Annotated in this window: 25 protein-coding genes and 1 other RNA gene; 8 read left to right on the top strand and 18 right to left on the bottom strand. The window is 62.2% G+C overall.

Going from position 1 to position 25,261, the window contains the following annotated elements; all coding sequences use genetic code 11:
* The first annotated feature begins 49 nt into the window (after window positions 1-49).
* From zipA to PP4_RS07630, 4 genes are all read left to right on the top strand, one after another.
* Window positions 50-940: a cell division protein ZipA gene (gene zipA / locus PP4_RS07620; protein WP_041167650.1), complete on the top strand. Its 891-nt coding sequence runs from the start codon at window positions 50-52 to the stop codon at window positions 938-940.
* Window positions 941-1,172: 232 nt separating this feature from the next.
* Window positions 1,173-3,503, top strand: a complete 2,331-nt coding sequence (gene ligA, locus PP4_RS07625; RefSeq protein WP_016498624.1) for an NAD-dependent DNA ligase LigA — start codon at window positions 1,173-1,175, stop codon at window positions 3,501-3,503.
* Window positions 3,504-3,795: 292 nt separating this feature from the next.
* An RNA gene (gene ffs / locus PP4_RS27575) (signal recognition particle sRNA small type) lies at window positions 3,796-3,892 on the top strand.
* Between the two features lie 273 nt (window positions 3,893-4,165).
* On the top strand, window positions 4,166-5,251 hold the full coding sequence (locus PP4_RS07630) for a type I restriction endonuclease (RefSeq protein ID WP_016498625.1): 1,086 nt from the start codon (window positions 4,166-4,168) through the stop codon (window positions 5,249-5,251).
* Window positions 5,252-5,691: 440 nt separating this feature from the next.
* Here PP4_RS07630 and PP4_RS07635 read toward each other — a convergent pair whose 3' ends face one another.
* The 3 genes from PP4_RS07635 to PP4_RS07645 all read right to left on the bottom strand — a co-directional run bounded on the left by PP4_RS07635 (window position 5,692) and on the right by PP4_RS07645 (window position 7,330).
* The gene (locus tag PP4_RS07635) at window positions 5,692-6,252 is read right to left on the bottom strand and encodes a hypothetical protein (RefSeq protein WP_016498626.1); all 561 of its coding nucleotides are present in this window, start codon (window positions 6,250-6,252) and stop codon (window positions 5,692-5,694) included.
* Between the two features lie 143 nt (window positions 6,253-6,395).
* On the bottom strand, window positions 6,396-6,821 hold the full coding sequence (locus tag PP4_RS07640) for a hypothetical protein (protein ID WP_016498627.1): 426 nt from the start codon (window positions 6,819-6,821) through the stop codon (window positions 6,396-6,398).
* 98 nt (window positions 6,822-6,919) lie between these two features.
* The gene (locus PP4_RS07645; RefSeq protein ID WP_016498628.1) at window positions 6,920-7,330 is read right to left on the bottom strand and encodes a helix-turn-helix domain-containing protein; all 411 of its coding nucleotides are present in this window, start codon (window positions 7,328-7,330) and stop codon (window positions 6,920-6,922) included.
* An 83-nt stretch (window positions 7,331-7,413) separates the two neighbouring features.
* On the opposite strand from PP4_RS07645, the gene PP4_RS07650 reads away from it, so the two are divergent.
* Entirely contained in the window at window positions 7,414-7,902 is a 489-nt protein-coding gene (locus tag PP4_RS07650; protein ID WP_041167651.1) for a DUF2938 domain-containing protein, read from the top strand.
* A gap of 15 nt (window positions 7,903-7,917) precedes the next feature.
* On the opposite strand, the gene PP4_RS07655 is transcribed toward PP4_RS07650, so the two are convergent.
* From PP4_RS07655 to PP4_RS07665, 3 genes are all read right to left on the bottom strand, one after another.
* Window positions 7,918-8,097 (bottom strand): hypothetical protein, encoded by a 180-nt coding sequence (locus tag PP4_RS07655; RefSeq protein WP_016498630.1) that lies wholly within the window; start codon window positions 8,095-8,097, stop codon window positions 7,918-7,920.
* A gap of 32 nt (window positions 8,098-8,129) precedes the next feature.
* On the bottom strand, window positions 8,130-8,324 hold the full coding sequence (locus PP4_RS07660; protein WP_041167652.1) for a hypothetical protein: 195 nt from the start codon (window positions 8,322-8,324) through the stop codon (window positions 8,130-8,132).
* Between the two features lie 492 nt (window positions 8,325-8,816).
* On the bottom strand, window positions 8,817-9,560 hold the full coding sequence (locus tag PP4_RS07665) for a substrate-binding periplasmic protein (protein WP_041167978.1): 744 nt from the start codon (window positions 9,558-9,560) through the stop codon (window positions 8,817-8,819).
* 148 nt (window positions 9,561-9,708) lie between these two features.
* Here PP4_RS07665 and dnaX point away from each other — a divergent pair, with 148 nt between their 5' ends.
* From dnaX to recR, 3 genes are all read left to right on the top strand, one after another.
* Window positions 9,709-11,784, top strand: coding sequence for a DNA polymerase III subunit gamma/tau (dnaX, locus tag PP4_RS07670; protein WP_016498634.1), 2,076 nt, complete (start codon window positions 9,709-9,711; stop codon window positions 11,782-11,784).
* 63 nt (window positions 11,785-11,847) lie between these two features.
* Window positions 11,848-12,183, top strand: a complete 336-nt coding sequence (locus PP4_RS07675; RefSeq protein WP_041167979.1) for a YbaB/EbfC family nucleoid-associated protein — start codon at window positions 11,848-11,850, stop codon at window positions 12,181-12,183.
* Between the two features lie 269 nt (window positions 12,184-12,452).
* Window positions 12,453-13,055 carry a recombination mediator RecR gene (recR, locus tag PP4_RS07680; RefSeq protein ID WP_016498636.1) on the top strand — a complete coding sequence of 201 codons (603 nt, stop codon included), beginning with the start codon at window positions 12,453-12,455 and terminating at the stop codon, window positions 13,053-13,055.
* A gap of 41 nt (window positions 13,056-13,096) precedes the next feature.
* Here recR and PP4_RS07685 read toward each other — a convergent pair whose 3' ends face one another.
* The 12 genes from PP4_RS07685 to ccoN form a co-directional block, all read right to left on the bottom strand.
* A complete protein-coding gene (locus tag PP4_RS07685) occupies window positions 13,097-13,645 on the bottom strand; it encodes an adenine phosphoribosyltransferase (protein WP_016498637.1) in 549 nt (182 codons plus the stop codon).
* 55 nt (window positions 13,646-13,700) lie between these two features.
* Window positions 13,701-14,435, bottom strand: a complete 735-nt coding sequence (gene fnrA / locus PP4_RS07690) for a Crp/Fnr family transcriptional regulator FnrA (protein ID WP_012273416.1) — start codon at window positions 14,433-14,435, stop codon at window positions 13,701-13,703.
* Window positions 14,436-14,621: 186 nt separating this feature from the next.
* The gene (gene hemN, locus PP4_RS07695) at window positions 14,622-16,004 is read right to left on the bottom strand and encodes an oxygen-independent coproporphyrinogen III oxidase (protein WP_016498638.1); all 1,383 of its coding nucleotides are present in this window, start codon (window positions 16,002-16,004) and stop codon (window positions 14,622-14,624) included.
* Window positions 16,005-16,109: 105 nt separating this feature from the next.
* Window positions 16,110-16,793, bottom strand: coding sequence for a sulfite exporter TauE/SafE family protein (locus tag PP4_RS07700; protein WP_016498639.1), 684 nt, complete (start codon window positions 16,791-16,793; stop codon window positions 16,110-16,112).
* Entirely contained in the window at window positions 16,786-17,001 is a 216-nt protein-coding gene (ccoS, locus tag PP4_RS07705; protein WP_016498640.1) for a cbb3-type cytochrome oxidase assembly protein CcoS, read from the bottom strand. Before ccoS ends, PP4_RS07700 begins: the two co-directional genes overlap by 8 nt.
* Window positions 16,980-19,454: a heavy metal translocating P-type ATPase gene (locus PP4_RS07710; protein WP_016498641.1), complete on the bottom strand. Its 2,475-nt coding sequence runs from the start codon at window positions 19,452-19,454 to the stop codon at window positions 16,980-16,982. The genes ccoS and PP4_RS07710 overlap by 22 nt, the downstream gene beginning before the upstream one ends.
* 155 nt (window positions 19,455-19,609) lie before the next feature.
* Window positions 19,610-20,137: a FixH family protein gene (locus PP4_RS07715; RefSeq protein WP_016498642.1), complete on the bottom strand. Its 528-nt coding sequence runs from the start codon at window positions 20,135-20,137 to the stop codon at window positions 19,610-19,612.
* A gap of 15 nt (window positions 20,138-20,152) precedes the next feature.
* Window positions 20,153-21,568, bottom strand: a complete 1,416-nt coding sequence (gene ccoG, locus PP4_RS07720) for a cytochrome c oxidase accessory protein CcoG (protein ID WP_016498643.1) — start codon at window positions 21,566-21,568, stop codon at window positions 20,153-20,155.
* Window positions 21,569-21,885: 317 nt separating this feature from the next.
* Window positions 21,886-22,866 carry a cytochrome-c oxidase, cbb3-type subunit III gene (gene ccoP, locus PP4_RS07725; protein WP_016498644.1) on the bottom strand — a complete coding sequence of 327 codons (981 nt, stop codon included), beginning with the start codon at window positions 22,864-22,866 and terminating at the stop codon, window positions 21,886-21,888.
* Window positions 22,863-23,054 (bottom strand): CcoQ/FixQ family Cbb3-type cytochrome c oxidase assembly chaperone, encoded by a 192-nt coding sequence (locus PP4_RS07730; RefSeq protein ID WP_024718181.1) that lies wholly within the window; start codon window positions 23,052-23,054, stop codon window positions 22,863-22,865. Before PP4_RS07730 ends, ccoP begins: the two co-directional genes overlap by 4 nt.
* 5 nt (window positions 23,055-23,059) lie before the next feature.
* Window positions 23,060-23,668 carry a cytochrome-c oxidase, cbb3-type subunit II gene (ccoO, locus tag PP4_RS07735; protein ID WP_016488340.1) on the bottom strand — a complete coding sequence of 203 codons (609 nt, stop codon included), beginning with the start codon at window positions 23,666-23,668 and terminating at the stop codon, window positions 23,060-23,062.
* Window positions 23,668-25,110 carry a cytochrome-c oxidase, cbb3-type subunit I gene (ccoN, locus tag PP4_RS07740; protein ID WP_016498645.1) on the bottom strand — a complete coding sequence of 481 codons (1,443 nt, stop codon included), beginning with the start codon at window positions 25,108-25,110 and terminating at the stop codon, window positions 23,668-23,670. Before ccoN ends, ccoO begins: the two co-directional genes overlap by 1 nt.
* Between the last annotated feature and the right edge of the window lie 151 nt (window positions 25,111-25,261).

Genomic DNA, 25,261 nt, shown 5'->3' on the forward strand with positions numbered 1-25,261 from the left:
CTTTGAACCCTTTGTTTTCAAGCATATTTTTATAGAGGCACGGGATTACATGGAAATCGGTCTGCGCGAGTGGCTGATCGTCATCGGCATCATTGTCATTGCCGGGATTCTTTTCGACGGCTGGCGCCGCATGCGCGGCGGGAAAGGCAAGTTGAAATTCCGTCTGGATCGCAGTTATTCCAACCAGCCGGACGAAGAGGGTGGCAGCGCCGAAGTGCTCGGCCCGTCGCGTGTGCTGGACACCCACAAGGAGCCTGAGCTGGACGAAAGCGACCTGCCGTCGCTCAGCGCTTCTTCGCGTGATCGCGAACGTGAGCCCAAGCCGGCCAAGGCCAGCAAGCGCAACAAGCGCGCCACCGCATCGGCGGATGTGCAGCAGGGTGACCTGAACCTGAGTGCCGACACGCGCGAGCCGGACCTGTTTGCCGACAGCGATGACGACTTTGCCGCCGACAACACCCGCAGCAGCAGCCCGGCGCCTGCCACCAGCCTCAAGGAGCTGCCACCGGCCGAGGAAGTGCTGGTGATCAGCGTGATCTCCCGTGACGAAGGCGGCTTCAAAGGCCCGGCACTGCTGCAGAACATTCTGGAAAGCGGCCTGCGCTTCGGCGAAATGGACATCTTCCACCGCCACGAAAGCATGGCCGGGCACGGCGAAGTGCTGTTCTCCATGGCCAACGCGGTAAAACCTGGCGTGTTCGACCTGGACGACATCGACCACTTCAGCACCCGTGCGGTGAGCTTCTTCCTTGGCCTGCCGGGCCCGCGTCATCCGAAGCAGGCCTTCGACGTGATGGTCGCCGCGGCGCGCAAACTGGCCCACGAACTCAACGGCGAGCTCAAGGACGACCAGCGCAGCGTGCTGACGGCCCAGACCATCGAGCACTACCGCCAGCGCATCGTCGAGTTCGAGCGCCGTGCGCTGACCCAGAAGCGCTGACAGATCCAGACGAAAGAGCAGCCTGAGGGCGTGCTGGTCGGTTCGGGAGTTACTGCCTGACCCGGCCCTGTCGCCGGCAAGCCAGCTCCCACAGGAGTACCACCGCCTTCCAGGCTCGTGGTGTAGCTGTGGGAGCTGGCTTGCCGGCGAAAGGGCCGGGTCAGGCAATTACCAATCCAGGCCCCAGACACCACCCCAGGCTGCTCTTTTTGCTTTGCAAGAGACCCTGACAATGACCGCCGAAACCCGTATCCACGAACTGCGTGCCGAACTCGACCAGCACAACTACCGCTACTACGTGCTCGACGAACCCAGCGTGCCCGATGCCGAATACGACCGCCTGTTCAACGAACTAAAGGCGCTTGAGGCTGAAAACCCCCACTTGGTAACCCCCGATTCGCCAACCCAGCGCGTCGGCGGCCAAGCCTTGTCCGCCTTCAGCCAGGTGCGCCACGAAGTGCCCATGCTCAGCCTGGGCAACGCCTTCGAAGAAACCGACCTGCGTGAGTTCGGTCGCCGCGTGGTAGAAGGCCTCGACCAGCCCGGGGCGGTTGACTACAGCTGCGAGCCCAAGCTCGACGGCCTGGCGGTGAGCCTGCTGTACCGCGACGGCCAACTGGTGCAGGGCGCCACCCGTGGTGACGGCACCACCGGTGAGGATATCAGCGCCAACGTGCGCACCGTGCGCAACATCCCGCTCAAGTTGCAGGGTAAGGGCTGGCCGGCAGTGCTGGAGGTGCGCGGCGAGGTGTACATGAGCAAGGCCGGTTTCGACCGGCTCAATGCGGCCCAGGCCGAAGCCGGCGGCAAGACCTTCGCCAACCCGCGCAACGCCGCCGCCGGCAGCCTGCGTCAGCTGGACTCGAAGATTACCGCCAGCCGCCCCCTGGAGTTCTGCTGCTATGGCGTTGGCCAGGTGTCCGAGAGCATCGGCGACAGCCACATCGGCACCCTCGAGCAGCTCAAGGCCTGGGGCCTGCCGATCAGTCGCGAGCTCAGGCACGCTGCCGGCATTGATGAATGCCTGGCCTACTACCGCGACATTGGCGAGCGGCGCAACAGCCTGCCTTACGAAATCGACGGTGTGGTGTTCAAGGTCAACAGCCTGGCGGCCCAGCGCGAGCTGGGTTTCCGTGCCCGCGAGCCACGCTGGGCGATTGCCCACAAGTTCCCTGCCATGGAAGAGCTGACCGAGGTGCTGGACGTCGAGTTCCAGGTTGGCCGCACAGGTGCCGTAACGCCTGTGGCGCGCCTGAAGCCGGTCAAGGTTGCCGGTGTGACCGTGTCCAACGCCACGTTGCACAACATGGACGAAATCGCCCGCCTGGGCCTGCGCATTGGTGACACGGTGATCATCCGCCGTGCCGGTGACGTGATCCCCCAGGTGATGCAGGTGGTGCTGGAGCGCCGCCCGGATGATGCCCGCCCGGTAGCAGTGCCCAGCGAGTGCCCGGTGTGTGGCTCGCAGGTCGAGCGTACCCAGCTGGTCAAGCGCAGCAAAGGCAAGGAAACCACCAGCGAAGGTGCGGTGTACCGCTGTGTCGGTCGCCTGGCCTGTGGCGCCCAGCTCAAGCAGGCGATCATTCACTACGTGTCGCGCCGTGCCATGGACATCGACGGCCTGGGCGAGAAGAGCGTCGAGCAGCTGGTGGACGAAGGCCTGATCCGCTCGCCGGCGGATCTGTACAAGCTGGAGTTCGAGCAGATTGTCGGCCTTGAAGGCTTTGCCGAGGTGTCCAGCAAGAAGCTGCTGGACGCCATCGAAGCCAGCAAGCGCCCGAGCCTGGCGCGCTTCATCTACGCCCTGGGCATCCCGGACGTAGGCGAAGAGACCGCCAAGGTACTGGCCCGCTCGCTGGGCAGCCTGGCGCGCGTGCAGCAGGCGTTGCCACAGGTGCTTACCTACCTGCCCGACATCGGCCTGGAAGTGGCCTACGAGATTCACAACTTCTTCGAAGACGAGCATAACCAGAAGGTCATTGAACAGCTTCTGGCCAGCGGCATGCAATTACAGGACGAAGGCGAACTGGCTGCCGAATTTGCTGCCAGCACCACCTTGGCCGGGATGATCGCCAAGCTCGACATCGCCTCGGTCGGCCCGACCGGTGCCGAGAAGCTGGTGGCCAAGCTGGACAGCCTGGACAAGATCATCGCCGCCGACGGCATCGACCTGCGCCAAGCCCTGGCGGCCAAGCAGGCTGACGCCGTGCGTGAGTTCTTCAAGGATGAAGCGAATCAGAAGCTGGCGCGGGATATCGAAGCCCAGTTGCTGGCGTTCGGCATGCATTGGAGCAGCGAGAAGAAGGTAGCCGAGGGCTTGCCGCTGGCCGGCCAGACTTGGGTGCTGACTGGTACGCTGGAGCGCATGAGCCGCGACATCGCCAAGGACAAGCTGGAAAGCCTGGGCGCCAAGGTGGCCGGTTCGGTGTCTGGCAAGACCCACTGCGTGGTGGCAGGGCCAGGGGCAGGCTCCAAGCTTGCCAAGGCCGCTGAGCTGGGCGTGAAGGTGCTGGACGAAGATGCCTTCGTCACTTTCCTGGCCGAACAGGGCATTGCTATCTGAAGCCCAGCGCTATCCCCGGCCCAAACATTCTGGCTCGATACCAAGATTCAGAGCTTGTACGGTCCCTGTGGGAGCTGGCTTGCCGGCGATCACCGGCAAAGCCGGTGCCATCCACGGCGCTGCCTTCTTCGCGGGCGCGCCCGCTCCCACAGGTTTGCGCGCCGGCTCAGCGCCCATGCGCCTGACAAGTCATTGAGAAATGATGACTTTTTCTACCTCAGAGGTTGTATCTGCCCTCAAGACCGGTACAATGGCGCCACTCGCTGCTCAGCGAGGCATGTAGTGGTGGCCCCATCGGTCCCCCCGCATTGATTACCCGTTAACCTGGTCAGGCCCGGAAGGGAGCAGCCATAGCGGGAACATCGAGTGCCGGGGTGTGGCTGGTGGGGCCGCCTCCATTCTGTAGGTCCTTAATTCTAAAGGGCTTTTCTCGCTCAAAATCTCGAAGTGGACTAGTGCTGTAGTACACCTAAGTGGTGCACTGTGCTGAGCATTCTAGCTTCGTCATCGTGCCCTCCAAAACCCCGCTCTGGTTACGCCGATCTTGGCGCTACCCTCTCATCCGCTCATGTGGTGGTTTCCCCTTGTCTCTCGCTGTGATTTGCAATTGCCAGTACGGTGGCTGTGCTACTAGGATGTGGCATCTGAGCGAGGAGCAAGAGATGGAATTCTTAGAGCGACTGAACGCATTATCAGCCAAAATCCGCCAGCAGGGCCCTGCTATCCAGACAGAAGAGGCGACCAAGATTGCCTTTGTCATGCCCTTCATCAACTCCGTCCTAGGCTACGACGTCTTTGATCCCTCTGAGGTTACGCCAGAGTACGTCTGCGACGTGGGGACGAAGAAGGGCGAGAAGATCGACTACGCCATCATGAAGAACGGCGAGATTCAGATCCTGATCGAGTGCAAGAAGATAGGTGAGCCGCTGCATATCAACCACGCGAGCCAGCTCTTTCGGTATTTCCACGTTACCACCGCTCGTATCTCGATCCTTACCAATGGCCAGGTTTACCGGTTCTTTACCGATCTCGATGCCCCTAACAAGATGGATGAGAAGCCATTCTTGGAGCTAGACCTTCTCGATCTGGACGAGCACGCCCTTCCGGAGCTTCAGAAGCTAACCAAGTCTGCGTTCGATGTTGACTCAATCATCAGTGCTGCAGGAGAACTGAAGTATGTTGGCCAGATCAAGAAAGAGATGGCTTCGCAGTTCAGTCAGCCTAGTGACGAGTTCGTAAAGTTCTTCGCTACTCGGGTCTACGACGGGATCATTACCCAGAAAGTTAGGGAGCAATTCACCACCTTGACTAGGAAGGCGGCAATCCAGTTCCTAGGAGATCAGATTAACGACAGGCTGAAGTCGGCTATGAGCGGTGCGGTCGAGCCGTCTTATGCCATGATGGCCGTTCAAGCAGCTCCGGCGCCTGAGTCTGCTGAGGGAAGCGGCGACGACGATCGTGTCCAGACTACTCTTGAAGAGCTTGAGGGCTTCCATATCGTCAAGGCAATTGTGCGGGCGGTTGTGGATGCCAAGCGGATCGTTCACCGTGATACCCAAAGTTACTTCGGGATTCTGCTGGACGATAATAATCGTAAACCGATTTGCCGGTTGCACTTCAATCGCAGCCAGAAGTACATAGGGATCTTCGACGCTGAAAAGAACGAAACGCGCCACCCAATTGCATCTGTGGATGATCTCTACGGATTTGCGGAGCAGTTGAAGGGTGCCATTTCGCTGTACCAGTAAGTTTTTGTTTCTGGCGGGCACCGATCTAATTAGTTTTCGAGCGGTGCTCTCGCCATTATTTCCGAAAAGTTGCTGTGAGAGGGAGTTCGCCTAATTTCCTGCTCGCTTGCTTCACCAACAATGTTTCGAGAAGCAGTGGAGCTTGACGTCATGCAATAGAGGGCTATGCGAAGGGTATGGCGGCTGGGGAGCAGACGCTTCGGGAGTCGAAGATATAGGTAGAAAACTTGGCGTCGGAAGATGTAAGTCAAAAACGTCACCGGAGTGGACCAGAAAAGTGGAGCAATTGAGTGGAACAATTCTGATCACACCCCGAGTCTTGAGCACCCATGATGGATATCCGCATGGTTGAATGGCCGGCCTCCTCGTCAGTCTGAAACCGTTGCCTCATAACGCCTGCATTCAGGAGGCGCTATCGCTCAGCCAAACGAACATCTGCCTTATTGCTTCAAAGAGACTTGCTTGGCCTCAGGGTTGAGCGCCTTGAGACGCTTCATAAGTGTGCTGATATTGGTGCGGGCCGAACCCTCATTGGCCAGGCGAAGACGCTTGATCCCGATTAGTGAGTCGCCCATCCCGGCGGTATATGGCGTCCGGATGATCTCTCGGAAGATGACGGCGTTTGAACTTGACTCGGTCAGTGTGTATTCAGCCTCGCAGGTGACTTCGAAATCCGCGCCAAAAATGGGCTGATCGACGCGTAGCAGGTTGGCGCGCAGTGTGTAGGCAGTGGTGCCTTCGCCTAGTAAACCGGCACTGGCAAGCGATTGCTTGAGGGCTGCGCCAAAGTCGGGGCCGTCAATTTCCGAAGTCCAGAGAGGATTGGTGGTGTCTCCGCCATTCACCTCGGTCACCTGGATGTTGCGATGCAGGCGCTGGTCATAGAATTGCGCATCGGTTTGATCCGATATTACGGACATTCCGGAGATCTGGGCAGGTGAAGCACACCCTGTGCAAAGCGCAATAAATGCCGAGGCTAGAAACAGACGGAAGTAGGTCACTCGAATAATCCTTGAATGGTATGTCAGTCACATGAGACTGGAGCCATACGTCGAGTATGGCCTCAGTGGTTTCTACGTCCGCGCTGAGCGGCATCATAGGAGCGTGTATGCCTCATGCCGAGCGTTGCGCTGATCGGCAGCCCTTACAGGTTGTACTTGTCATCGATCCTGCGTTTGTCCAGCGTGTACCGCTTGAGGTCGATTGCGTCGGACTCCAGCTTGGCATCTAGCTCGTCCATGTCATGCTTCTTAAGCGTCGCAACGTGAGCTTTGGTGGCCTGGTAGTTGATGAACTCTGCAGCATCGTGCCCGCTCACTGGGTCCCAGAGAATTGAGAGGGGCCAAAACAGCAAGTTCACGACGCCAAAACCGTAGGCGCGACCATAGAACGAGCCTCCTCCCGGAAGTAGGCCGAGGCCGGCAGCGAGCCCAGGGCTTTTTTCTTCAACCGCGAGGTTTTTGGCACGGTAGCTAGCAAGTTCCGACTCTTGAGCCGAATTGAGGCCGGTAGCGCAACCGGTGGTAAGCGTTATCAGGGCGGCGGCGGTCAGATTTCTAATTGTGGACATGCAACATTTCCTAAGTGTAAGTGCTGTTCTCGCGCACGGCTGGGCGTCGAGACGCGTAACTTTACACTGAGTAGTGGCGTATTAGAATCATTGTGCCATCATCTAGTCAGGCCGATGCAGCCCCTGTTTTTCCCGAGCCCCGCCGCCGAGAGCTTCATCAGCCGCTGGAATTTCGGGCATGCCAGATGATCTTGTTCAGGACACTGCGCCGCATGCCGCAATCCCTTGCTCATCGCTTGCAACCGCCTGATTCGCGCATCCAGTTCGTCCGCCTTGGCGATCAGCATCTGCCGGTCGACCTGCAGGTCCACCAGCATCGCCCCCACTTCATCCAGCGAAAACCCCGCAGCCTGCCCCAAAGCGATCAATGCCAGCCGGTCTGCCACATCAGCCGCAAACTGCCGCCGCTGGCCGCGCCCGGCCAGCGACTTGAGCAAGCCTTTCTTCTCGTAGTGACGCAGTGTCGATGCGGGTACGCCTGTGCGTTTGGCGACGTCGGCAATGTCCATTTCCGGCCCTTGACTTGAAGTTGACTTCAACTTCTATGCTGCGCGGCAAGGGTATTGACCGTCAACGTTCGAGGGCTTGTTCAATGACGTTTACTGCGATGTTTCTAGCTGCTTTGCCGATTGGCATCGGGGCCACTGTGGTGATGGACCTGTGGGGGTTGCTGCTGAGGCGGTTGGGTGTGGCAACGCTGAACTTTGCCATGGTCGGGCGTTGGGCAGGACATTTGCTACGCGGGCGTGTGTCGCACCAAGCGATTGCCAAAGCGGAACCGGTGCGAAATGAGTTGGCGTGGGGATGGGTGATTCATTACGCCACTGGCGTGCTTTTCGCGTTGCTGCTGGTTGTGATCGCAGGGGAGAGCTGGTTGCGGTCACCTACTCTTTTGCCTGCAGTAGCTGTGGGTGTGGGTACAGTCGTGGCACCGCTGTGCTTCATGCAGCCGGCGATGGGGGCGGGGTTCTTTGCGTCCAGAACGCCGACACCTGCGCGTAACTGCCTGAAGAGCCTGGCCACGCATTTTGTGTTTGGTGTGGGGTTGTTCTTGAGTGCGGGTTTACTTGCTTTAGTGTGACGGCAGGGAGTTGGGTCAGAGCGAGCGCATAATCAGCATGCCTGCTAACAGCAGTACCCCTGTAGAGATTGCGCCGATGTAAAAAAGGAGCACACCCGTCCATGGCGAAGACGCTCGAAGGTTGCGCATTTCTTCGGCGAACGCTTCTGCTTCATTCAGTGCTGTTCTCGTGTGATCCTGGGCGGCGCGGTGCATGTGTTACTCCTTGTGGCTGGATTAATCGAAGCTCAGAGCTTGCTGGCCACTGCCATTACGCCAACTATGGTTGTAACAACTGCTGAACCCGTTGCGATTGGGTACCAGAACGCCTCCTGCCGGAGCTTACGCGCTTCTGCTACAAATTTCTGTGCCTCGGCCCTTAACTTGCGGCCTTCATTTTGTAACTTCTCAAGTTCGAGATGTTCACGATCATCCTGATGCATCGGGCTGTCTATTCTGTTGCGGCGAAGGTGCCAGGGGCGGGCTTGATTGTGTGTGGTTTGGTTCGGTCGCGAAGCCGCCGTCTTCCAGTGAGTGTTGTAGTCCAATTGCGATCAAGTTCGTCAGGCACGTCACGTCGGAGTAATTTTAGACGGATCTGATATCAATCGAAGAAAGCTCCTACACGTCAGGTAGGTATAGCGAATTATCCTACGATCTCCGTCGACTCCCGTCTGATTGTCCCGGTCAACCTCGCCCACCAGGCTTTCGCGGTCGCTGTCAGTTCAGCGATCGGGTGTGGAAGCCTGGGTGGTTTGGCGGCTGTCGATATGACGGTTGTGCGTGGGAGGCCTTCGGGCCTGCCGGGTTTGCCATACCCCTGGTCTTGCACCCCGCGGATGGCACCGGCTTTGCCGGTGTTCGCGGGTGAACCCGCTCCCACAGGAGGGCGCGCAAGCTTCGCGAGGGTTTTGCCTTCCATCAGATGGGCCGGATCAGGGCCGGGCCACAGACATGTTGTCCGGGTCGCCCGCTCCCCCATACCGCTGCACAATCCGCTCGATCTCCCCTGACTGCTTCATTCGTACCAGCGCCCGCAACAGCGCTTGTGTCGGTATCGCCGGATCGTTGCGCACCATGCACCCCAAATCCTGTTCTTCCAACACCGCCAGCGCCTGCAATTGCTGCTCGGCTGGCAGGCCTTGGTTGAACCACTGCAACGACAGCTGGTTGCTCACCGCATGCCGATACCGCCCGGCCTGCAGCTTTTGCAGCACCAGCAACTGGCTGCGGCTGTCCTCACGGTGCAGCTGGCCCTTGTCCAGCAGCGGTTGCAGGGTTGAATAGGTGTAGCCCAGCACTGTGCCGATAGCCTGGGGTGACAGCTGCTCTGGCGGCATCGGGGTGCTGTCACTGACGCGGCCAACCAGCACGTCGCGCTGGTGAATCAGCGGGATACTCCACACAAAATCCCCCGGGCGGTCATTGAGCCATCGGGTGCTGACGTAGCAACGCACATCGATGTCGCCACTGCTCATGGCCTCCTCCAGGCGCAGGCGGGCCATGACGTGATACTTGGGACGAGCGCCCACCTCCTTGGCAACGGCCTGTGTCAGGTCGTAAAGCAATCCCTCCACTGGCTGGTCGCCTTCGAGGCGCACCAGTGGCATGCTCCAGCTCTCTGCGACCGAGAAACGCAGCACCGGCTGTTCCGCCAGGCTGTTAGCGGACCAGAGCATCAGAAGCGCCAGCAGAATTGGCAAAGGCGTATCCTCCCTGAATAACGCGCCTGTCTCAAAGCGTAGACGACGCGCGCAGGGTGCAATTTTGCCACCGCTCCGCTAGCATTAGCGATCTTCCGCTCTATCAGGCTACGATGGTTTTTCGATGAGTTATCAGGTTCTTGCACGTAAATGGCGTCCGCGCTCGTTCCGCGAAATGGTCGGCCAGGCCCATGTGCTGAAGGCCTTGATCAATGCCTTGGACAATCAGCGCCTGCACCATGCTTACCTGTTCACCGGTACCCGGGGCGTGGGCAAGACGACCATCGCCCGTATTATCGCCAAGTGCCTGAACTGTGAGACCGGCATCACCTCCACGCCGTGCGGCACCTGTTCGGTGTGCCGTGAAATCGACGAAGGCCGCTTCGTCGACCTGATCGAGATCGACGCCGCCAGCCGCACCAAGGTCGAGGACACCCGCGAACTGCTGGACAACGTGCAGTACGCCCCGAGCCGTGGGCGCTTCAAGGTCTACCTGATCGACGAAGTGCACATGCTCTCGACCCACTCGTTCAACGCCTTGCTCAAGACGCTGGAAGAGCCGCCGCCCTACGTCAAGTTCATCCTCGCCACCACCGACCCGCAGAAGCTGCCGGCCACCATCCTGTCGCGCTGCCTGCAGTTCTCGCTGAAGAACATGAGCCCGGAGCGGGTGGTTGAACACCTCAGCCACGTACTGGCTGCCGAAAACGTGCCGTTCGAGCCGGATGCCCTGTGGCTGCTGGGCCGTGCGGCCGATGGCTCGATGCGTGACGCCATGAGCCTTACCGACCAGGCCATCGCCTTTGGCGAAGGCAAGGTGCTGGCCGCGGATGTGCGGGCCATGCTTGGTAGCCTTGATCATGGCCAGGTCTATGGCGTGTTGCAGGCGTTGCTCGAAGGCGATGCCCGGGCATTGCTGGAGGCCGTGCGCAACCTGGCCGAGCAGGGCCCGGACTGGGCTGGGGTGCTGGCCGAAATGCTTAACGTGCTGCACCGTGTGGCTATTGCCCAGGCGCTGCCTGAAGCGGTGGACAACGGCCAGGGCGACCGTGAGCGGGTGCTGGCGCTGGCTTCGGCCTTGCCGGCCGAAGACGTGCAGTTCTATTACCAGATGGGCCTGATCGGTCGCCGAGACCTGCCGTTGGCGCCAGACCCGCGTGGTGGCTTCGAGATGGTCCTGCTGCGCATGCTGGCGTTCCGCCCGGCCGATACTGACGATGCGCCGAAACCGGTGCTAAAGCCAGTGGGGATCAGCCAAGCCACAGCTGATCCTGCAGCGCCGGTGGCAGCCTCGGCGTCGGCCGGGCCCTCATCGTCTGTCGCGACCGTACCGGCAGAGCTTGTAGCGGCCGCCCCACAGCTGGAAGTGCCTGCACCTGCGACAGCCGACCATGAGCCGGAGGCCGAGCCAGATGTTGAGCTGCAGGCCGAGATCGAGGCCATTTCCGTACCCGAGCCTGTTGCGGAGGTGGTCGACCTTCCGTGGGAAGAGCCGGCAGCGGCACCCGCGCCGGTAGCCGCTGAACCTGTGCCTACACCCGCACCTGCGCCCGAGCCTGTAGCCCCTGTGCCGGCACCACAGGCCACCGCGACCCACGACGAGCCGCCTTTCGACCCCTCCGCCTACGCAGCCGTAGGCATGGATCGCGACGATGAGCCGCCGCTGGACGAAGACTATTACGGTGGTGAAAGCGACCCGGTCGGTTTCAGCTACCTGGACGAGTTGGCCGAACATGTTCAGGAGGACGTGTCCAAGCCTGCGGCCGAACCGCTGCCGGCAGCCAAGCCGGCCACCGGGCTGGCCCTGCAATGGCTGGAATTATTCCCACAGTTGCCTGTGTCCGGGATGACAGGCAACATCGCGGCAAACTGTACGCTGATTGCCGCCGATGGCGACGATTGGCTGCTGCACCTGGACCCTGGCCAGGGCGCGCTGTTCAACACGACCCAACAGCGGCGCCTGAACGAAGCGCTTAACCAGCACCTGGGGCGCACGCTGAACCTGCGGATCGAGCTGATCCTGCCCGAACAGGAAACCCCGGCCCAGGCGGCATCGCGCAAGCGCGCAGAGCGCCAGCAGGACGCCGTAACCTCGATCGAGCAGGATCCGTTGATCCAGCAGATGATCAAGTTGTTCGGTGCCAAGGTGCGGCAGGATACTATTGAGCCTGTAGAGGCCCTGGCCAAACAGGGCCAGTAACGGATAACCATGCGGCTGGCCCTGCGCCAGGCCGCATCACATGACCCAATCGAGGTATACCCCATGATGAAAGGTGGCATGGCCGGCCTGATGAAGCAGGCCCAGCAGATGCAGGAAAAAATGCAGAAAATGCAGGAAGAGCTGGCCAACGCCGAAGTCACCGGCCAGTCTGGTGGCGGCCTGGTGAGCGTGGTGATGACCGGTCGTCACGACGTCAAGCGCGTCAGCATCGACCAAAGCCTGATGTCGACTGACGAGGACGACAAGGAAGTGCTGGAAGACCTGATTGCCGCCGCGCTGAACGATGCCGTGCGCAAGATCGAGCAGAGCAGCCAGGACAAGATGGGCGGCATGACCGCCGGCATGCAACTGCCACCGGGCTTCAAGATGCCGTTCTAAGGGCATTGCGATACCGGAAACCGCCGCTGATATCAGCGGCGGTTTTTTTTTGCCCAGATTTCAACCCAGGCGCGGTCTGCTTTCATGTGGGAGCAACGGTTTTGCTCAAACTTTGAAATTTTGCACGATAACTGTGGGAGCTTTCCAGTTTTGTGCAAGGCAGTTGCTCTCACATAACTGCAGGCCGCGTAGACTTGGCATGACGTGATTTGACGCCACTGCCCACGCTGGGTATAAACCGCCTCTTATTGATTTGTCAGGCCATCCCCATGAGCTTCAGCCCCCTCATCCGCCAACTGATCGACGGCCTGCGCATCCTGCCAGGTGTCGGCCAGAAAACCGCCCAGCGCATGGCCTTGCAACTGCTCGAGCGTGACCGCAGCGGCGGCCTGCGCCTGGCCCAGGCCCTAACCCAGGCCATGGAAGGGGTGGGTCATTGCCGGCAGTGCCGCACCCTGACCGAGCAAGAGCTGTGCCCGCAATGCGCCGACACGCGCCGTGACGATACCCAGCTGTGCGTGGTCGAGGGGCCGACCGATGTGTATGCGGTGGAGCAGACGGGCTACCGTGGCCGCTACTTTGTGCTCAAGGGGCACCTGTCGCCGCTGGACGGCCTGGGGCCGGAGGCCATTGGCATTCCGCAGCTGATGGCGCGCATCGAGGAGCAGGGCACCTTTACCGAGGTGATCCTGGCGACCAACCCGACGGTGGAAGGGGAGGCGACGGCGCATTACATCGCGCAGTTGCTCAGCGAGAAGGGGTTGATGGCGTCGCGGATTGCCCATGGCGTGCCGCTGGGCGGCGAGCTGGAGATGGTGGATGGCGGGACCTTGGCCCATGCCTTTGCAGGGCGCCGGCCAATTTCGCTCTGATTCAAAAATGCTGGGGCTGCAAAGCAGCCCCAAAAGCCAACTCAGTATTCGCTGAGGGTAAACTCGGTCAGGCAGAAGGTTGGCACGCCCGCGGCCTGTAGCCGGCGCGACCCGTCCAGCTCCGGCAGATCAATGATCGCTGCCGCTTCGAACACCTGCGCCCCGGTGCGGCGCACCAGGTTGGCCGCCGCCAGCAGCGTACCGCCCGTAGCAATCAGGTCATCGAAGATCAGCACCGAATCGCCTTCGCACAGGCTGTCGGCATGCACTTCCAGGAAGGCTTCGCCGTATTCGGTCTGGTAACCCTCGCTCAGCACGTCAGCCGGCAGCTTGCCCTGCTTGCGGAACAGGATCAGCGGCTTGTTCAGCTGGTGGGCGATGATCGAGCCAATCAAAAAGCCCCGCGCGTCCATGGCACCAATGTGGCTGAACTCAGCTTCGACGTAGCGCTCGATGAACTGGTCGGCCACATAGCGCAGCCCGCGCGGCGATTGGAACAGCGGGGTGATGTCGCGGAAGATCACGCCCGGTTTGGGGAAGTCCACTACCGGGCGGATCAGGGCTTTGAGGTCGAAGGCGTCGCTGTGCATTGGTGCGGGTATCCTGGGAAAACGAATGCCCAAGTATACCCGCTAAACGCAGGCCTCAGGCTTCGATTGCGCCACCGGCCAGCGCGCACAGCTGGATCGGGTCAAGGATGTGCACTTCCTTGCCTTCGGCGCGCAGCAGGCCGTTCTGCTGGAAGCGGGTGAACACCCGCGACACGGTTTCCACTGCCAGGCCCAGGTAGTTGCCGATTTCGTTGCGCGACATGCTCAGGCGGAACTGGTTGGCCGAATAGCCGCGGGCGCGGAAGCGCGCCGACAGGTTGACCAGGAAGGTGGCAATGCGCTCGTCGGCAGTCTTCTTCGACAGCAGCAGCATCATTTGCTGGTCGTCGCGGATTTCCCGGCTCATCACCCGCATCAGCTGGCGACGTAGCTGCGGCAGTTGTACCGACAGCTCGTCAAGCCGCTCGAAGGGGATTTCGCACACCGACGTGGTTTCCTGGGCCTGGGCCGACACCGGGTAAGCTTCAGTGTCCATGCCCGACAGGCCGACCAGCTCGCTGGGCAGGTGGAAGCCGGTGATCTGCTCTTCGCCGCTGTCGCTGAGGCTGAAGGTTTTCAGGGCACCGGAACGTACGGCGTAGACCGAGCCGAAATTGTCACCTTGGCGGAACAGGAACTCGCCTTTCTTCAGCGGCCGGCCACGCTTGACGATTTCATCCAGTGCATCCATGTCTTCCAGGTTCAGCGAAAGAGGCAGGCACAGGGGGGCCAGGCTGCAATCCTTGCAATGGGCCTGGTTGTGTGGGCGCAGTTTGACTGGCTCGGACATTTGAATCGATCCTTGTGGGAAAGCACACATAAGTCGTAAGGGTAACCCACGACACAGGGTGTAGGCCAGCGTGCGCGTTGATGGTGCGCCCTGGCGAAACCCCGGCAGACGTCCTGCCGGGAGTCCTTGTGTGCCCATATTGTGCCTGGCAAGGAAGCTTGTCCATGCGGTTGAACGACTCGGTTTTCAGATAACCCGCGAGAAGCGCTGGCGGTTGTGCATCGCCAAGTAGGCGTCGAACACCATGCACACCGAGCGCGCCAGCAGGCGGCCGGCCGGCAGGATGCGGATGCCCTTGGCATCCAGGCTGATCAGGCCGTCGCGCTGCAAGGTCAGCAGCTCCGGCCAGAGGTCGTTGAAGTAACCGCGAAAATCGATGGTGAAGGCCTGCTCGATCGGTTCGAAGTCCAGCTCGAAGTGGCAGATCAGCTGCTGGATCACCGCCCGCCGTAGGCGGTCGTCGTGGTTGCACAGCAGGCCGCGTTGGGTGGCCAGCTGGGCGTTGGACAGGCTCTCCTGGTAGGTATTGAGGTCGCTGCTGTTCTGGCAGTACAGGTCACCGATCTGGCTGATAGCCGACACCCCAAGGCCAATCAGGTCGCAGTGCCCGTGCGTGGTGTAGCCCTGGAAGTTACGCTGCAGGGTGCCTTCTTCCTGGGCGACGGCCAGTTCGTCGTCGGGCAGGGCGAAGTGGTCCATGCCGATGTAGCGGTAGCCGGCGGCGGTCAACTGGTCGATGGTAGCGTGCAGCATCTCCAGCTTGGCGGCCGGGCTGGGCAGATCGTTGTTGTCGATGCGCCGCTGGGGCATGAAGCGCTCGGGCAGGTGGGCGTAGTTGAACACCGACAGGCGGTCGGGCTGCAGGCGGATCACTTCTTCGACGGTGCGCGCAAAGCCTTCCGGGGTTTGCTTGGGCAGGCCGTAGATCAGGTCCAGGTTGACCGAGCGGAACTGCAGAGTGCGCGCAGCTTCGATCAGTGTGCGGGTCTGTTCCAGGCTCTGCAGGCGGTTGACCGCACGCTGCACGGCCGGGTCGAGGTCCTGCACGCCCAGGCTGACGCGGTTGAAACCCAGCTCACGGAGCAGGCCCATGGTGGACCAGTCAGCCTCGCGGGGGTCGATCTCGATGCCGTAGTCGCCGGAGTCATCGTCCAGCAGGTGGAAATGCTGGCGCAGGGTGGCCATCAGCTGGCGCAGTTCCACATGGCTGAGGAAGGTCGGCGTGCCGCCGCCGAAATGCAGCTGTTCAACCCGTTGCTTGGGCCCCAGGTGGCAGGCGATCAGCTGGATTTCCTGCTCCAGGCGCTGCAGGTAGGGCGCGGCGCGGGCACGGTCCTTGGTGATGACCTTGTTGCAGGCGCAGTAGTAGCAGATGTTGGCGCAAAACGGCACGTGCACGTACAACGACAGCGGGCGCACGGCACGACGGCTCTCGCGCAGGGCGTGGAGCAGGTCGAACGAGCCCACCTCGCTGTGCAGTTGCACGGCGGTCGGGTAGGAGGTGTAGCGTGGCCCGGCCAGATCGTAGCGGCGGATCAGGTCGGTATCCCAACGAAGGTCGTCGAGCATGAGGGCGGTCCCCGGAAAGAGCAGCAGTGTTCCGGAGTCTATGGCTGTCTGTAGGGATGGGTGTTGATTTGCATCAAGGGCATTGGGGCCGCAGAGCGGCCCCCGTCAATGCCCCATCAACCAGTGCTGGTGTGGGCCCGGCATGGTCCAGATACCGAATAGCATCACCAGCACACCGCCCGCCACCCGCACACTCCGTCGCCGCAACAGGGCGTTTACCCGTTCGGCCGCCAGCCCGGTGGCCAGCAATACCGGCCAGGTTCCAAGCCCGAACGCGAGCATCAACGCCGCGCTGTACCCGGCGTTGCCTTGGCTGGCTGCCCAAAGCAGGGTGCTGTACACCAACCCGCAGGGCAGCCAGCCCCACAGGGCGCCCAGCAGCAATGCCCGGGGCAGGCTGGACACCGGCAGCAAGCGCGACGCCAGCGGCTGGATATGCCGCCACAGCCCGCGCCCCAAGGCTTCGATACGGGTCAGGCCGCTCCACCAGCCGGCCAGGTACAGCCCCATGGCGATCAACAGCAGTGCAGCCACCACCCGCAGCGCCAATGCTGCCGGGCTGCTGGCCACGGCCCAGCCGGCCAGGCCCAGCAACAGGCCGGCGCTGGCATAACTGAGAATGCGCCCAAGGTTGTACGCCAGCAGCAGGCGCAAGCGCCGGCCGCGCTGCTCTGGCGGGATGGCCAGGGTCAGCGCGCCCATCAGGCCGCCGCACATGCCCAGGCAGTGGCCGCCGCCAAGCAGGCCAAGGACCAGTGCCGAGCCAAGCAGGGGAAGCAGGTCAGGCACGGGGTGGTGGTTCCTTGTCGGCGTCGGCCGGGGTGTCGTCAGGCTTCACCGCAGCCTGGTGGCGCGGGTCCTGGTCGTCGAACAGAATGCTGTGGGCCGGGCCTTCGAGGTCGTCGTACTGTCCGCTGTCCACCGCCCAGAAGAAGATGTACACGGCCACGCCGACCAGCAGCAGGGCTGCGGGGATCATGACATAGAGGGCGGGCATGGCGACTTCCTCCCGGGCAAGGGTGCTTCGGTTTTCGGCAAGCCCGATACCAGCGGCATGCGGGTCAGGCGCAGGGCATTGAGCACCACGATCAGCGAGCTGACCGACATGCCGATGGCGGCCCACACCGGGGTGATCCAGCCGAGCGCGGCAAACGGCAACATCAGGCCATTATACAGGGTGGCCCACAGCAGGTTCTCGAGGATGTTGCGGCGGGTGCGGCGGGCCAGGTCGAAGGCCTGCACCAGGGCTTGCAAGCGGTTGGACAGCAGCACGGCGTCGGCGCTGGTCTTGGCAAGGTCGGTGGCGCTGCCCATGGCGATGCTGATGTCGGCGGCGGCCAGCACTGGCACGTCGTTGACCCCGTCGCCGAGCATCAGCACCTTGCGCCCGGCCGCCTGCAGCGCCTTCAGCCGGTCCAGCTTGTCGTCCGGGCGCAGGCCACCAATGGCCTGGTCGATACCCAGTTGCGCGGCCACTTCGGCGACCATCGGCGAACTGTCGCCCGACAGCAGCAGCGTGCGCCAGCCTCGCGCCTTGCAGGCGGCGAGCAGGGCCGGGGCTTCCTCGCGCAGGCGGTCGTCCAGGCCAAACCAGGCCAGCGGCCCCTGGCGGTCACCCAGTAGCAGCCACTGGCCGCGGGGCTCTGGCACGCCGGGGATTTCCGCACCGCTCAGGGCGCAGACGAAGGTGGCCTGGCCGATACGCAGGCGTTGGCCGTCGACCAGTCCTTCCAGGCCCAGGCCTGGCACGGTCTGTACATCGTCGGCGGGTATCGCGTTACGGCCGAATGCGCGGGCGATGGGGTGTTCGGAGCGGTTTTCCAGGGCGGCGGCCAGGGCCAGGCAGCGGTCAGCGGGTACGCTGCCGAGCGGGCGGATGCTGCGCAAAGTCAGGCGGCCTTCGGTCAATGTGCCGGTTTTGTCGAAGATTACGGTGTCGATCTGGTTGAGGCCTTCGAGGACATGGCCGCGGGTTATCAGCAGGCCCAGCTTGTGCAGGGTGCCGGTGGCGGCAGTCAGTGCCGTAGGCGTGGCCAGGGACAGCGCGCAGGGGCAGGTGGCTACCAGCATGGCCAGCACGATCCAGAACGCCCGTGCAGGGTCCAGGTACCACCACCACAGGCCGATGGCCACGGCAGCCACCAGCGAGAACAGCAGAAACCACTGCGAGGCCCGGTCGGCGATTTCGGCCAGGCGCGGTTTTTCGGTCTGGGCGCGTTCCAGCAGGCGGACGATGGCCGAGAGCCGCGAATCGTGGCCGAGGGCTTCGACTTCCACGTTCAGGGTGCTTTCGACATTCAGCGTACCGCCGGTGACCCGCTCGCCCACGCGGCGCGGTTGCGGCAGGTATTCGCCGGTCAGCAGCGACTCGTCGATGCTGGAGCGGCCTTCGACGATGCGCCCGTCGGCGGGGATAACCGCGCCGGGCAGCACCTGCACCGTGTCACCGCAGTGCAGCTCGCTGAGCAGAATGCGCTCGCTGCGGCCAAGGGCGTCCAGGCGCAGGCACGAGGCCGGCAGCAGGTTGACCAGCTGCGCGGTGGCCGCAGCCGTGCGTTCGCGGGCACGGCGCTCCAGGTAGCGGCCGGTGAGCAGGAACAGGGCGAACATGCCCACGGTGTCGAAATACAGCTCACCGCTGCCGGTGATCGCGGTCCAGATGCCGGCGCCGAAAGCCAGGGCGATGGCCAGCGACACCGAAACGTCCATGGTCAGGTGGCGTGTGCGCAGGTCGCGTGCTGCGCCTTTGAAGAACGGCGCGCAGCTGTAGAAGACGATGGGGATGGTCAGGAACAGGGCCACCCAGCGCAGGATGGTGTGCAGTTCGGGTGACAGGTCGATGTTGAATTCCGGCCAGGTGGCCATGGTCGCCATCATCGCCTGGAACCACAGCAGCCCGGCCACGCCCAGGCGGCGCAAAGCGCTACGGTTCTCTTGGGCCAGTTGCTCGGCGGCCTTGTCGGGCTGGTAGGGGTGGGCGGCGTAACCGATCTGGCGCAACTCGGCGAGCAGGTGTGACAGCGGCAGTTGCTTGTCGTCCCAGCTCAGCAGCAGGCGGTGGTTGGACAGGTTAAGGCGCGCCTCGGCGACGCCGGGCAGGTTGCGCAGGTGCTTCTCGATCAGCCAGCCGCAGGCGGCGCAGCTGATGCCTTCGACCAGCAGGGTAGTTTCGGCCAGCTCGCCCTGGTGGCGGACGAAGGTTTGCTGCACGTCGCTGCGGTCGTACAGGGCCAGTTCGTCTTGCAACTGCCTGGGCAGGGCCTCGGGGTTGGCGCTGTTGTCACTGCGGTGCTGGTAGTAGTGCTCCAGGCCACCGGCGACGATCGACTCGGCCACCGCCTGGCAGCCGGGGCAGCAGAACTGCCGGGGCTCGCCGAGGACCACGGCGTTAAAGCGGCTGCCGGCGGGGACGGGCAGGGCGCAGTGGTAGCAGGGGGTGGGCTGGGTCATCACATCATTGCCTTACACAAATCGGCCGGTCGGGCACGCACCCCTGTAGGAGCGGCCTTGTGCCGCGAAGGGTCGCGAAGCGGCCCCAGGATTTCAGCTTCGCAGCATAGGTTGCCGGGGCTGCTGTGCAGCCCTTTCGCGACACGAGGCCGCTCCTACAGGTGCTCAGCGCCTTGGATAGCTTCGTCACCCAGCTGCAAGGTCACACCATGCTCCACTTTTTCCTCTTCGAACAAGCGCCACACGTGGCCACCTTCACTGCCCAGCAGCTCGACAAAGCGGCGCCCGTCGACCTTGTCCTCCAGCTGCCCCACATAGCGCCCCGCGTCGACCCTGGTGAGCAGTACCTTGCGGTCCTTCTCCGCCTGGGTGGGCGAAATCAGGTTCAGCTCCAGGTTTTGCGGGCCACTGCTGCCGGTCAGGCGCAGGTCCACTTCGCCGGTCAACTCGTCCAGGTGCACGGTGGCCTTCAGGCTCAGTTGCTGCGCCAGCAGTTCGCGGTCCAGCGAACGGTTGATGCCTTTGCCGGCCTCGTAGTAGTTGTCGTTCACCAGGTTGTCCGGGTTGCGCACGGCAATGCTGACCATGGTCAGGCTCAGGCACACCGAGGTGGTGAGGATGCCGATGATGATCCAGGGCCAGAGGTGCTTGTACCAAGGGCTGGCGGCGGTAGCGGCAGGCATTGTGCGTTATCTCTCTCAGCGGATCTGTGGGCCGATGAAGCGGCTCTTGGCTTCAACCTGGGCGTCGCTGTCGTCGGCGCTTTTGAGGGTGAAGGTGATTTCGTTGGTGGTCGATGGCAGTTTCTCGGGCGCGACCGACAGCTGCACCGGCAGGCTGACGATATCACCGGCAGCCACGCGGATCTCGCGCTGGCCTTCAAGCTTGAGGTCCGGCAGGCCGGCAGCGTCCAGTACGTAGACGTGGTCGCGCTGGTCCTTGTTCATCACTTTCAGGCTGTACACGTTTTCGATCCGGCCCTGGGCGTTCTCGCGGTACAGCACGCGGTCCTTGCTGACGTCGAAGCCAACCAGCGAGCGGGTGGCGAAGGCAGTCGCAAGGCCAATGATCATCACCAGCAGCACTGCGGCATAGCCGATCAGGCGTGGGCGCAGCATGTGGGTTTTTTGCCCGGACAGGTTGTGTTCGGTGGTGTAGCTGATCAGCCCCTTGGGGTAGTTCATCTTGTCCATGATGCTGTCGCAGGCATCGATGCAAGCGGCGCAACCGATGCACTCGATCTGCAGGCCGTCACGGATGTCGATGCCGGTGGGGCAGACTTGAACGCACATTGTGCAGTCGATGCAGTCGCCCAGGCCTTGGGCCTTGTAGTCGGTGTCTTTTTTACGTGGCCCGCGGGTTTCGCCACGACGCGGGTCGTAGGACACGATCAGCGTGTCCTTGTCGAACATCACGCTCTGGAAGCGTGCATAGGGGCACATGTACACGCACACCTGCTCGCGCAGCCAGCCGGCGTTGCCGTAGGTGGCGAGGGTGAAGAAGCCGACCCAGAAGTAGGCCCAGCCATCGGCCTGACCGGTGAAGAATTCGATGACCAGCTCGCGGATGGGCGAGAAATAGCCGACAAAGGTCATGCCGGTGACAAAGCCGATCAGCAGCCACAGGCTGTGCTTGGCAAACTTGCGCAGGAACTTGTTGCTGCTCATGGGGGCTTTGTCGAGCTTCATGCGCTGGTTGCGGTCGCCTTCCGTGACCTTTTCGCACCACATGAAAATCCACGTCCACACGCTTTGCGGGCAGGTGTAGCCGCACCATACGCGGCCTGCGTACACGGTGACGAAGAACAGGCCGAAGGCGGCGACGATCAGGATGCCCGACAGCAGGATGAAGTCCTGCGGCCAGATGGTGGCGCCGAAGATGTAGAACTTGCGCTCGGGCAGGTTCCACCATACGGCCTGGTGGCCGCCCCAGTTCAGCCACACGGTGCCGAAGTACAGCAAAAACAGCACCGCACCGCCGACCATGCGCAGGCGACGGAACAGGCCGGTGAAGGCGCGGGTGTAGATTTTTTCCCGGGAGGCGTAGAGGTCGACGGAATCCTTCCCTTTGCTGGCAGGCGGGGTCACATCATGTACCGGAATTTGCTTGCTCATCATCAAGTCCCACGGCAGTGGAGAAACGCCGCGGCCAGTGCGTGCCGGCCGCAGTCTCGCGCAATCTGCTAGCGCTCTGCGGTCCATGATACGCCGCTGATGGCAGTATGGGGCCGCACTGCGACCTTTAGTCGCGTTGGGTTCGTGGTATGAATCGTGTTATGGCGGGTGTCAATTGATCCAGGTCATCAGCCTGCCAGAAATGCACTGGCTGTAGCGGCCTCTCGCGGGCTTGCCCGCTCCCACATGAGCTGCACCGACCTCAAGATGGTGAGCAACTGGGGGAGCGGGCAAGCCCGCGAAGAGGCCAGGCCTGCTTACTCGGCCTTGGCCTGCGCCTGGTCCCGTTGCGACAGGCTGTAAACATAAGCCGCCAGCAGGTGCACTTTGTCATTACCCTGCAACTGTTCCTGGGCGGGCATCTGGCCTTGGCGACCATAGCGAATGGTCTGCTGCAGCTGGGCAAAGCTCGAACCGTAGATGAACGCCTGTGGGTGGGTCAGGTTCGGTGCACCCATGGCTGGGGTACCTTTGCCTTCTGGCCCGTGGCAGGCCACGCAGTTGGCGGCGAAGATCTTCTGGCCGTTCTCGGCGTCGGCCTTCGCGCCCTCAGGCAGGGTGCGGCCATCGAGCTTGCTGACCACGAATGCCGCCACGTCGGCCACGCCCTGATCACCGATCACTTCGGCCCAGGCTGGCATCACGCCGTGGCGGCCGCCCATGATGGTGGTCTTGATGGTTTCCGGCTCGCCGCCCCAGCGCCAGTCGTTGTCGGTCAGGTTGGGGAAGCCGAAGGCGCCCTTGGCGTCGGAACCGTGGCATACCGAGCAGTTGGAAGCGAACAGCCGCGCGCCCATTTTCAGTGCCTGCGGGTCCTTGGCCACCTCTTCGATGGGCATGGCGGCGAACTTGGCGAAGATCGGCCCGAAGCGGGCGTCGGCCTTGGCCATTTCCTTTTCCCACTCGTGCACGCCGGTCCAGCCCGGCTGGCCGTTGGAAAACTCGGTCTGCTTGTCGTTATCCAGGTACGAGTAGCCCGGCAGGATGCCTTTCCAGTTGCCCAGGCCCGGGTACAGCACCAGGTAGCCGAGGGCGAAGATGATGGTGCCGACGAACAGCCAGAACCACCATTTTGGCAGCGGGTTGTCGTATTCCTCGATGCCATCGAAGGCATGCCCGACGGTTTCGTCGGTGACCTCTTCACGCTGGCCCTTGCGGGTCGACAGCAGCAGCCAGGTCAACGAGAAGATGGTGCCCAGGGTCAGGACGGTAACGTACAGACTCCAGAAGGTTGTCATTGTTTTTTGCTCCCAGAAGCTTTTGCTTGCTCGACGTGCCGGGTGGCCTCGGGGTCATCCGCGAAGGGCAGTTGGGTCGCTTCGTCGAAGTCCTTTTTACGCCGTGGGTTGAACACCCACAGCGCCAGGCCCACGAAGGCCACCATCACCACGACGGTGCCCAGGCCGCGAATCATCCCGATATCCATCAGCGTCACCGTTTGCTCTTGATGATGGTGCCAAGACCCTGCAGGTACGCGACGATGGCGTCCATTTCGGTCTTGCCCTTGACCGCGTCACGCGCGCCGGCAATGTCGGCATCGGTGTACGGGGTACCGAGTGTGCGCAGCACCTCCAGCTTCTTCGCGGTGTCCTTGCCATCGAGCTTGTTCTCGACCAGCCACGGGTAGGACGGCATCTTCGATTCCGGCACCACGTTGCGCGGGTTGTACAAGTGCGCACGGTGCCAGTCATCGGAGTAGCGGCCGCCAACGCGGGCCAGGTCCGGCCCGGTACGCTTGGAGCCCCACAGGAACGGGTGGTCCCACACGCTCTCACCGGCCACCGAGTAGTGGCCGTAGCGCTCGGTTTCGGCGCGGAACGGGCGGATCATCTGCGAATGGCAGCCTACGCAGCCCTCGCGGATGTAGATATCACGGCCTTCCACCTCCAACGCGGTGCGCGGCTTCATGCCTTCGACCGGCTTGTTGGTGACGTCCTGGAAAAACAGCGGGACGATCTGGGTCAGGCCACCGACGCTGACGGCGATGACCATGAAGAAGGCCAGCAGGCCTATGTTCTTCTCGACGGCTTCATGCTTCATCAGTGCGCTCCCACAACGACGATCTTGGCGGCTTCCTCAGCCTGTGCCGGGTTGGCGGCACGTACGGTACGGAACACGTTGTAGGCCATCAGCAGCATGCCGCTGGCGAAGAACGCACCGCCCAGGGCGCGGACGATATAGCCAGGGTGGCTGGCCTGCAGGGCTTCGACGAAGGAGTAGGTGAGGGTGCCGTCATCGTTGATGGCGCGCCACATCAGGCCTTGGGTAATGCCGTTGACCCACATCGAGGCGATGTACAGCACGGTGCCGATGGTGGCCAGCCAGAAGTGCGCGTTGATCAGGCCGATGCTGTGCATCTGCTCGCGGCCGTAGAGTTTCGGGATCATGTGGTACACGGCGCCGATCGAGATCATTGCCACCCAGCCGAGCGCGCCGGCGTGGACGTGGCCGATGGTCCAGTCGGTGTAGTGCGACAGGGAGTTCACGGTCTTGATGGCCATCATCGGGCCTTCGAAGGTGGACATGCCGTAGAACGCCAGCGAAACGACCAAAAAGCGCAGGATCGGGTCGGTGCGCAGTTTGTGCCAGGCACCGGACAGGGTCATCATGCCGTTGATCATGCCGCCCCAGCTGGGTGCCAGCAGGATGATCGACATCACCATGCCCAGCGACTGCGCCCAGTCGGGCAGTGCGGTGTAGTGCAGGTGGTGCGGGCCTGCCCAGATGTACAGGGTGATCAGCGCCCAGAAGTGCACGATGGACAGGCGATACGAGTAGATCGGCCGCTCGGCCTGCTTGGGCACGAAGTAGTACATCATCCCCAAGAAGCCGGTGGTGAGGAAGAAGCCCACGGCGTTGTGGCCGTACCACCACTGGATCATCGCGTCGGTGGCACCGGCGTAGGCCGAGTACGACTTGAACAGGCTGACCGGCAGCGAGATGTGGTTGACGATGTGCAGCATCGCGGTGACCACGATGAAGGCGCCGTAGAACCAGTTGCCGACATAGATGTGCTTGGTCTTGCGCTTGACGATGGTGCCGAAGAACACCAGCCCGTAGGTGACCCAGACGATGGCCAGCAGGATCGCCAGCGGCCATTCGAGCTCGGCGTATTCCTTGGTGGTGGTGTAGCCCATCGGCAGGGTGATCAGCGCGCCGAGGATCACCGCCTGCCAACCCCAGAAGGTGAAGGCGGCCATGCTGTCGGAGATCAGCCGGGTCTGGCAGGTGCGCTGCACCACGTAGTAGCTGGTGCCGAACAGCGCACAGCCCCCGAAGGCGAAGATCACCAGGTTGGTGTGCAGCGGGCGCAGGCGGCCGAAGCTGGTCCAGGGCAGGTCCAGGTTCAGTTGCGGCCATACCAGCTGCGAGGCGATGAAGACGCCGAGGCCCATGCCAAGGATCCCCCAGACCACCGTCATGATGGCGAACTGGCGGACGACCTTATAGTTATAAGCAGTCGGACTGATTGCTGTGCTCATTCTAAGGTTCCACGGTTTTAATGTTCTTGTTGGTCGAAAAATCGGCGCCAGTATTGATAACCAGCAAGGCTACTGCAACGCAACTTTGGTACGCCGACCCGTGTCCGGGCCCGTTCACTGATGTCCCGCAGTGATCGGGTCTGGACGATTG

The organism is Pseudomonas putida NBRC 14164, from assembly GCF_000412675.1.
Lineage (GTDB): Bacteria > Pseudomonadota > Gammaproteobacteria > Pseudomonadales > Pseudomonadaceae > Aquipseudomonas > Aquipseudomonas putida.